We start from the raw sequence: 7,191 nt of genomic DNA, 5'->3' as shown, positions 1-7,191 counted from the left end.
GTTTACAGCAGTCCCTTGGTCGGACCTATGAACGACGCGCCGATCTTCTGGAAAGCCGCTCGCTTTCTGGAGAAGAGAAGAAGCTGCTCGAGGAATACATCCTCGCGCGGGACGATAGTTAACAACGTATCGATGGTAGGTCCATTGACTTACCTTAGGAGCACAGCATGACTAACAAAATCATCCTTGCACTCGAAGCAGAGCAGATGACCAAAGAGATCCCTACCTTTGCCCCGGGCGACACCATTGTCGTTCAGGTGAAAGTGAAGGAAGGCGACCGTTCGCGTCTGCAAGCGTTCGAAGGCGTGGTAATCGCCAAGCGTAACCGTGGTGTGAACAGTGCTTTCACTGTTCGTAAAATCTCCAACGGTGTTGGCGTAGAGCGTACTTTCCAGACCTACAGCCCGCAAATCGACAGCATGGCCGTCAAGCGTCGCGGTGACGTACGTAAAGCCAAGCTGTACTACCTGCGTGACCTGTCCGGTAAAGCAGCTCGCATCAAGGAAAAACTGGCTTAAGTCCAGCTTCCCGATGCAGAAAAAAGCAGCCTACGGGCTGCTTTTTTGTGCCTGAAATTTGTCTATTCCCGGTATTTTTCCATGACCTCCCGCCTCGAAGAAATCCAGCGCCGCACCGACCTGTCCGTTACCCATGTGACCAAGGCCGTGTTCCCGCCGACTACCAACCACCACAACACCTTGTTCGGCGGCACTGCCTTGGCGTGGATGGATGAAGTGTCGTTCATCACCGCGACGCGTTTCTGTCGCTTGCCCTTGGTGACGGTGTCTACCGACCGTATCGACTTCAATCACGCGATCCCGGCCGGCTCCATCGTTGAACTGATTGGCCGGGTGATCAAGGTGGGCAATACCAGCCTCAAGGTAGAGGTGGAGGTGTTTGTCGAGAGCATGAGCGTTGATGGCCGTGAAAAGGCGATCCAGGGCGTGTTCAGCTTTGTCGCGATTGACGCGGATAAACGCCCTGTACCGGTGCTGCCTGGGTTTGCCGACTGATTACCCGGCTGTGCTGTTCTCCGGCTGAATCACGGCCAGCAAGGTCCAGCCGGCTGTAGGTTTCAAGCTGCTGTCTGGGGTGACGACATGCACCCAGCCGCTGGCATCTTGGGCAAACAACAGCGTCGCTCGATCTCCATGGAGTGCCTGGTACTGCTCCCAGCCGAAACCTTCGGTGAGGTGAGTACTGTACAATTCGGCGCCTTGCCCCAGCAGGCTGGCGAGTTTGGTATAGCTCAGGGGCTGGCTGCCCAGCAGGTGGCCACGGTGCTCATGGCTGGCCTTGTGTTTATCGGTGCGGCGGCTTTCCTGACTACTGGCGAGGGCGAACAGGCGGTGCCCGAAGTCGTGGCGAAAGCGCATTGCAGCCAGGGTATTCAGTTCGCCCGAAGGGGAAAGCGCCAGCAAATGCCCGAGTCCAACTAGATCCAGGTGCGATTCGGCATGCTGGGACGCCGGATTGCCAAAATACGTCGGTAGTCCCTCCATCCGGCTGGCACGGATATTTTCCCAGCTTGAGTCTGTCAGCAGCACACGACTGCCCAGTTGTTGCAGGGCCTTGCCTAGGACTCGCGCCGGACCGTTCGCGCCGACTATCAGAAAGCCGCTGGGCGCAGGCTCGGCCACTTTCAGCAAACGAGCCAAGGGGCGCGCAGTGGCACTTTGCAGTACCACGGTGCCGATAATGACTGCAAACGTGAGTGGCACCAGCAGTAATGCACCTTCATGACCGGCCTCATCCAGGCGAATCGCAAATATTGCCGATACTGCTGCGGCCACAATCCCACGTGGTGCGATCCACGCCAACAGTGCGCGCTCCCGCCAGCTTAGTTTCGAGCCGAAGGTGGACAGCACAACATTGAGGGGGCGAGCAATGAACTGAATGATCAACAGCAGGATCAGTACAAAAGGCCCCAAGGCAATCAAGGCATTCAGGTCCAGGCGCGCCGCCAGCAGGATGAACAGCCCGGAAATCAGCAGCACACTGAGGTTTTCCTTGAAGTGCAGGATGTGCCTTACATCCACGCCCTTCATATTCGCCATCCACATGCCCATCAGCGTGACCGCCAGCAGGCCGGACTCATGCATCACCTGATTGGAGGCGATGAAGATGCCCAGCACGCCAGCCAGTGTCGCCAGGTTATGCAGGTATTCCGGCAACCATTGCCGGCGCATGATCTGCCCCAGCACCCAGCCACCGGCAATCCCGAACAGGCTGCCACACACAATCACCCCACCGAAAGTCAGCAGGCTGTGGCTCAAGCCATCACCCGAGGCGCGGCTGATGATGAAGCTGTAGACCACCACCGCCAGCAGCGCGCCTATCGGGTCGATGACGATGCCTTCCCAGCGCAGGATATTGGCGATGGAGGCCTTGGGCCGTACCACGCGCAACATGGGCACGATAACCGTCGGGCCGGTGACCAGTGTCAGCGTGCCGAACAGCAGTGCCAGCATCCAGTCAAAGCCCAGTAACCAGTGGGTGGCCAGTGTTATTACCGCCCAGGTTGAAAGCGCACCGATGGTCACCAAGCGGTGCACCACGCTACCAATTTCCTTCCATTCCGACAGGTGCAGCGTCAGGCTGCCTTCGAACAGGATCAGTGCAACCGCCAACGACACCAATGGCATCAGCAAGGGGCCGAACATTTCCTGCGGGTCCAGCCAGCCAAGTATTGGCCCTGCCAGAATCCCGCTCAGTAGAAGAAACAGAATCGCCGGCAGCTTCAGGCGCCAGGCCAGCCATTGGCAGCCGAGTGCGGCCACGCCAATACCGCCAAAAGCCAACAAAATCTGTTGTTCGTTCATTAAAGCTCCCTGTTCCTTGAAATAGCGGGCTATGAAAGACTAGTGACCTGAATCACAGTTCACTAATTAATTGTCGCAAAGCCCCGTGCCGCGTTGCTTGAGTACCCATGCCAGCCATTGACCACCTGCTTATTGACCGTTTTCTCGATGCCCTCTGGCTGGAAAAGGGCCTATCCGACAATACACGCCAGGCTTATCGCAGTGACTTGGCCCTGTTCAACGGTTGGCTGCAGGAGAAAAACCTCGACCTGATCAATGCCGGGCGTGAGCTGATCCTCGATCACTTGGCCTGGCGGCTTGAGCAAAACTACAAGCCGCGTTCCACTGCGAGATTTCTCTCAGGGGTGCGTGGCTTTTATCGCTACTTATTGCGTGAAAAACTGATAGCAGTCGATCCGACTCTACAAGTCGACATGCCGCAATTAGGTAGGCCTCTTCCTAAGTCTTTATCAGAAAAAGATGTGGAGGCCTTGCTTGCCGCTCCCGATCTCAGTGAGGCCATCGGTCAGCGCGACCGTGCCATGCTCGAAGTGCTATACGCCTGCGGCCTGCGAGTGACCGAATTGATCAGCCTCACCCTGGAGCAGGTCAACCTGCGTCAGGGCGTATTGCGGGTGATGGGCAAAGGCAGCAAGGAGCGTTTGGTACCGATGGGCGAGGAGGCAATCGTGTGGGTCGAGCGCTATATGCGCGATGCCCGCAGCGAATTACTCGGCGGGCGACCCAGCGATGTGCTGTTTCCTAGCCTGCGCGGTGAGCAGATGACCCGCCAGACCTTCTGGCACCGCATCAAGCACCAGGCCAAGGTCGCCGGGATTGGCAAGGCGTTGTCGCCTCACACATTGCGCCATGCCTTTGCCACCCATTTGCTCAACCATGGTGCCGATCTGCGGGTCGTGCAAATGCTGCTCGGCCATAGCGACTTATCCACCACGCAGATTTATACCCACGTGGCGCGAGCGCGATTGCAGGATATGCATGCCAAGCATCACCCGCGCGGTTGAAAACCGCCAATTTATCCCGCTACGGGCTGCCCTGTGGCCCAACTGTGGTAGGCTTTGCCGGTTAGCAAAGGGGACTGCCCCGGCCCGCGTTACAGAGCGGTGTTCCTGTGCCAGTCCCTGCATCTGCCTTCAGGAGTTCCCATGCGCTTGACCCAGATTATTGCCGCCGCAGCCATTGCGTTGGTATCCACCTTTGCCTTCGCCGATGACGCTGCCGAGCAGACCATCCGCAAGAGCCTGGCCAACCTGCAACTCGACACCCCGATCGAAAGCATCAGCGCCAGCCCCATGGCCGGCCTGTACGAAGTCAAGCTCAAGGGCAGTCGTGTGCTGTACGCCAGTGCCGATGGTCAATACATTGTCCAGGGCTACCTGTTCCAGCTGAAGGATGGCAAGCCGGTCAACCTGACCGAAAAAGCCGAGCGCCTGGGCGTATCCAAGCTGATCAACGGTATTCCGGTGGCTGAAACCGTGGTTTATCCCGCTATCGGCGAAACCAAGACCCACATCACCGTGTTCACCGACACCACCTGCCCGTACTGCCACAAGTTGCACGCCGAAGTGCCTGCGCTGAACAAGCTGGGCATCGAAGTGCGCTACGTCGCGTTCCCGCGCCAGGGCCTGGGCTCGCCGGGTGACGAGCAGTTGCAGGCGGTGTGGTGCTCGACCGACAAGAAAGCGGCGATGGACAAGATGGTCGACGGCAAGGAAATCAAGGCGGCCAAATGTGCCAACCCGGTTTCCAAGCAGTTCGCGTTGGGCCAGTCCATCGGTGTGAACGGTACACCGGCCATCGTTTTGGCTGACGGCCAGGTGATTCCGGGCTACCAGCCGGCACCACAAGTTGCCAAACTGGCGCTGAGTGCCAAGTAAACCAGCATCGTCGAACCTTTGACGATCATGGCCCGCCGACAGATCGACGGGCCATCAAATTGCAGGCCGCCGTCGTGCGGCTGTTTTCCACGGCCGACCTAGCGTCGGCCGTTTCATGGGGAGTTCTTCAGTGAAACCGGTCAAAGTAGGCATCTGTGGGTTAGGGACCGTCGGTGGCGGCACCTTCAACGTACTTCAGCGTAATGCTGAAGAAATTTCCCGCCGTGCAGGGCGTGGGATTGAAGTGGCGCAAATTGCCACGCGTTCGCCAAAGCCTCAGTTCCAAACGACCGGTATTGCGATTACCAACGATGTCTTCGACGTTGCCACCAACCCTGAAATCGATATCGTCATCGAACTGGTCGGCGGCTACACCGTGGCCCGTGAGCTGGTACTCAAGGCCATCGAAAACGGCAAGCATGTGGTCACCGCCAACAAGGCGCTGATCGCCGTGCACGGCAACGAGATCTTCGCCAAGGCCCGCGAGAAGGGTGTGATCGTGGCGTTCGAAGCCGCCGTGGCCGGTGGTATCCCCGTGATCAAGGCGATCCGGGAAGGCTTGTCCGCCAACCGCATCAATTGGGTCGCCGGCATCATCAACGGCACTGGCAACTTCATTCTCACCGAAATGCGCGAGAAGGGTCGTACCTTCGAAGACGTGCTGGCCGAAGCCCAAGCCCTGGGCTATGCCGAAGCCGACCCGACGTTCGACGTGGAAGGTATCGATGCCGCGCACAAGCTGACCATCCTGGCATCCATCGCCTTTGGTATCCCGCTGCAGTTCGACAAGGCCTACACCGAAGGCATCACCAAACTGACCACCGCCGACGTGAACTACGCCGAAGCCCTGGGCTACCGCATCAAGCACCTGGGCGTGGCGCGCAGCACCGCTACCGGTATCGAGTTGCGTGTGCACCCGACGCTGATCCCGGCCGACCGCCTGATCGCCAACGTCAATGGTGTGATGAACGCCGTGATGGTCAATGGTGACGCGGCTGGCTCGACCCTGTTCTACGGCGCCGGCGCCGGTATGGAGCCGACCGCTTCGTCGGTGATCGCTGACCTGGTGGACGTGGTTCGCGCCATGACCAGCGACCCGGAAAACCGCGTACCGCATCTGGCCTTCCAGCCGGATTCGCTGTCGGCTCACCCGATCCTGCCGATCGAAGCCTGCGAAAGTGCCTACTACCTGCGCATCCAGGCCAAGGATCACCCGGGCGTGTTGGCCCAGGTGGCCAGCATCCTGTCGGAGCGTGGCATCAACATCGAGTCGATCATGCAGAAGGAAGTCGAGGAGCAAAACGGCCAGGTGCCGATGATCCTGCTGACCCACCGCGTGCTCGAACAACACATCAACGATGCCATCGCGGCCCTGGAAGCCTTGCAAGGTGTGGTTGGCCCGGTGGTGCGGATCCGCGTCGAACACCTGAACTAATGGTTTGCAGCAAGGGCCCCGCAGGTTCGGCGGCCCTTGTTCAAGAATGCTCTAGAGGAGCCAGTCATGCGTTATATCAGCACCCGCGGCCAGGCACCGGCCCTGAACTTTGAAGACGTCCTGCTGGCAGGCCTTGCCACTGACGGCGGCCTGTACGTGCCGGAAAACCTGCCACGCTTTACCCAGGAAGAAATCGCTTCCTGGGCCGGCCTGCCATACCACGAGCTGGCGTTCCGGGTGATGCGCCCGTTCGTCACCGGCAGCATTCCGGACGCAGATTTCAAAAAGATTCTGGAAGAGACGTACGGCGTGTTTTCTCACAACGCCATCGCGCCATTGCGTCAGCTGAACGGTAACGAATGGGTACTTGAGCTGTTCCACGGCCCGACCCTGGCGTTCAAGGACTTCGCCCTGCAACTGCTGGGTCGTCTGCTGGACTACGTGCTGCAGAAACGCGGCGAGCGCGTGGTGATCATCGGTGCTACCTCCGGTGATACCGGTTCGGCGGCCATCGAAGGGTGCAAGCACTGCGAAAACGTCGACATCTTCATCCTGCACCCGCACAAGCGCGTGTCGGAAGTGCAGCGTCGCCAGATGACCACCATCTTTGGTGAGAACATCCACAACATCGCGATCGAAGGCAACTTCGATGACTGCCAGGAAATGGTCAAGAACAGCTTCGCTGACCAGAGCTTCCTGAAGGGCACGCGCCTGGTGGCGGTGAACTCGATCAACTGGGCGCGGATCATGGCCCAGATCGTCTACTACTTCCATGCGTCCCTGCAGTTGGGCGGGCCGGCACGGTCGGTGTCGTTCTCGGTGCCGACCGGCAACTTCGGCGACATCTTCGCCGGTTACCTGGCGCGCAACATGGGCCTGCCGATCAATCAGTTGATCGTCGCCACCAACCGCAACGACATCCTGCACCGCTTCATGAGCGGCAACCAGTACGTCAAGGAAACCCTGCACGCTACCTTGTCGCCGTCCATGGACATCATGGTCTCGTCGAACTTCGAACGCCTGCTGTTCGACATGCACGGTCGCAACGGTGCTGCCC

Annotated in this window: 7 protein-coding genes and 1 pseudogene; 7 read left to right on the top strand and 1 reads right to left on the bottom strand. The window is 59.0% G+C overall.

The window, feature by feature from the left end; all coding sequences use genetic code 11:
* The 3 genes and pseudogenes from ACRESD_RS02955 to ACRESD_RS02945 form a co-directional block, all read left to right on the top strand.
* Positions 1 to 122: pseudogene (locus ACRESD_RS02955) on the top strand (tRNA (guanosine(37)-N1)-methyltransferase TrmD); the annotation flags it as partial.
* Between the two features lie 45 nt (positions 123 to 167).
* The gene (gene rplS, locus ACRESD_RS02950) at positions 168 to 518 is read left to right on the top strand and encodes a 50S ribosomal protein L19 (RefSeq protein ID WP_003175895.1); all 351 of its coding nucleotides are present in this window, start codon (positions 168 to 170) and stop codon (positions 516 to 518) included.
* 81 nt (positions 519 to 599) lie between these two features.
* Entirely contained in the window at positions 600 to 1,013 is a 414-nt protein-coding gene (locus ACRESD_RS02945; RefSeq protein ID WP_431749557.1) for an acyl-CoA thioesterase, read from the top strand.
* Here ACRESD_RS02945 and ACRESD_RS02940 read toward each other — a convergent pair whose 3' ends face one another.
* The gene (locus ACRESD_RS02940; RefSeq protein WP_431749556.1) at positions 1,014 to 2,822 is read right to left on the bottom strand and encodes a cation:proton antiporter; all 1,809 of its coding nucleotides are present in this window, start codon (positions 2,820 to 2,822) and stop codon (positions 1,014 to 1,016) included.
* A 107-nt stretch (positions 2,823 to 2,929) separates the two neighbouring features.
* Between ACRESD_RS02940 and xerD the strand changes: the two genes are divergently transcribed.
* From xerD to thrC, 4 genes are all read left to right on the top strand, one after another.
* On the top strand, positions 2,930 to 3,826 hold the full coding sequence (gene xerD / locus ACRESD_RS02935; protein ID WP_431749555.1) for a site-specific tyrosine recombinase XerD: 897 nt from the start codon (positions 2,930 to 2,932) through the stop codon (positions 3,824 to 3,826).
* Positions 3,827 to 3,967: 141 nt separating this feature from the next.
* On the top strand, positions 3,968 to 4,699 hold the full coding sequence (locus tag ACRESD_RS02930; protein WP_431749554.1) for a thioredoxin fold domain-containing protein: 732 nt from the start codon (positions 3,968 to 3,970) through the stop codon (positions 4,697 to 4,699).
* A 130-nt stretch (positions 4,700 to 4,829) separates the two neighbouring features.
* Positions 4,830 to 6,134 carry a homoserine dehydrogenase gene (locus ACRESD_RS02925; protein ID WP_431749553.1) on the top strand — a complete coding sequence of 435 codons (1,305 nt, stop codon included), beginning with the start codon at positions 4,830 to 4,832 and terminating at the stop codon, positions 6,132 to 6,134.
* Between the two features lie 66 nt (positions 6,135 to 6,200).
* A partial coding sequence (thrC, locus tag ACRESD_RS02920) for a threonine synthase (protein ID WP_431749552.1) occupies positions 6,201 to 7,191 on the top strand: 991 nt, incomplete at its 3' end.

Origin of the sequence: Pseudomonas sp., from assembly GCF_050739995.1 — a bacterium.
Taxonomy (GTDB): domain Bacteria; phylum Pseudomonadota; class Gammaproteobacteria; order Pseudomonadales; family Pseudomonadaceae; genus Aquipseudomonas.
The sequence above is the reverse complement of the archived record's forward strand: the minus strand, read 5'-3'. Positions and strand labels throughout refer to the sequence as shown.

Excerpts from the sequence above, each read along its gene's own strand:
- xerD (WP_431749555.1), top strand. The coding sequence starts at position 2,930 with ATGCCAGCCATTGACCACCTGCTTATTGACCGTTTTCTCGATGCCCTC.
- ACRESD_RS02945 (WP_431749557.1), top strand. The coding sequence starts at position 600 with ATGACCTCCCGCCTCGAAGAAATCCAGCGCCGCACCGACCTGTCCGTT.
- rplS (WP_003175895.1), top strand. The coding sequence starts at position 168 with ATGACTAACAAAATCATCCTTGCACTCGAAGCAGAGCAGATGACCAAA.
- ACRESD_RS02930 (WP_431749554.1), top strand. The coding sequence starts at position 3,968 with ATGCGCTTGACCCAGATTATTGCCGCCGCAGCCATTGCGTTGGTATCC.
- ACRESD_RS02940 (WP_431749556.1), bottom strand. The coding sequence starts at position 2,822 with ATGAACGAACAACAGATTTTGTTGGCTTTTGGCGGTATTGGCGTGGCC.